1 protein-coding gene is annotated in these 1,254 nt (G+C 75.0%); it reads right to left on the bottom strand.

The window, feature by feature from the left end; translation table 11 throughout:
• Positions 1–1,215, bottom strand: a 1,215-nt coding sequence (locus L0B03_RS18065; RefSeq protein WP_250448416.1) for a family 20 glycosylhydrolase, incomplete at its 3' end; no start/stop codon positions are given.
• Positions 1,216–1,254 lie beyond the last annotated feature (39 nt).

The raw sequence follows: 1,254 nt of genomic DNA, 5'->3' as shown, positions 1-1,254 counted from the left end.
CGTCGGCACCCGCGCGGCGAAGCTCGCCCAGTCGCGGCGGCGCTGGGGGGTCCACGCCACCTCGGCCACGGCCGCGAGCCGGGGCAGCAGCATGTGGAAGAGGTCCTCCGGGGTGCGCAACGTCTCGGACCACAGGGCGGCCTCGACCCCGCGCACCCGCTCGGCCGGCAGGGGCAGCACCAGGTCCGGGTCCCAGTCGTAGCTGTCGCGCACCTCCACGTGCCCGGCCCACTCGAGGCCGAGTGCGGTGGTCGCGTCGTACTTGAGGTCCAGGTAGGTCCGACTCGCCGGGGACATCACGACGTCGGCCCCCGCGCGCGCCGCAGCCACCACGGGGCCCGGGTCCTGGTCGGCGGTCCAGTACTGCACGACGGTGCTCGGCCCAGGCTCGAGCCGGGCCAGCTCCTGCCACCCGACCACCTCCTTGCCTGCGGCCCGCAGGATCTCGGCCGCGCGGTTCACCAGCACGCGGTACTCCTCGGGGTCGCTCGCGAGGGCCTCGTCCCCGCCCAGATGCACCCACGGCCCGGGGGTCATGGCAGCGACGTCGCCCAGCACGTCGACCAGGAAGGCGTCGGTCGCCGGCAGGCTCGCGTCCAGCCGCGAGAACCCGACCTCGATCCCCGTGTAGGGCGGCACGGCCTCCCCCGAGGGATTGAGCTCGGGGCACGCGTGCAGCGCGGCGTTGACGTGCCCCGGCAGGTCGATCTCGGGCACGACGACGACGCCGCGCTCGGCCGCGTAGGCCACGAGAGCCGTGTAGTCCTCGACCTTCAGGAAGCCCGCGGGGCCTCCATCGACCGCGGTGCGGCCGGACCTGGCCGTCAGCTCGGGCCGCGAGGGGATCTCCAGGCGCCACCCCTGGTCGTCCGTCAGGTGCAGATGCAGCACACCGAGCTTGAGGGAGGCCATGACGTCGACCACGGTGCGCACGGTCTCCGGACCGTGGAAGCGGCGCGCGAGGTCGAGGCTGAGCCCTCGCCACGGGTAGCGCGGGGCGTCGACCACCTCGCAGGCGGGCAGCGGGCACCCCGGGGTGGCGTAGCCGGGTACCTCCCGAGAGACCTCGCCGGTCGAGGCGCGGCCCGGGACGACCTGAGCGAGCTGCACCAGCGTCGCGAGGCCGTGCAGCAGTCCCGTGCGCTCCCGGGCGACGAGCTCGACGCCGCCCGGGTCGACGCGCAAGGCGTAGGCGCCGAGGACCGGACGCAGCACGGCTCGGTCACCCGCGTCGAGGTCGGGGCACGCCCGCAC

The organism is Actinotalea sp. C106 (genome assembly GCF_023630195.1).
In the GTDB taxonomy this organism is placed as follows: Bacteria; Actinomycetota; Actinomycetes; order Actinomycetales; family Cellulomonadaceae; genus Actinotalea.
This window is presented reverse-complemented; position numbering and strand designations above follow the sequence as displayed.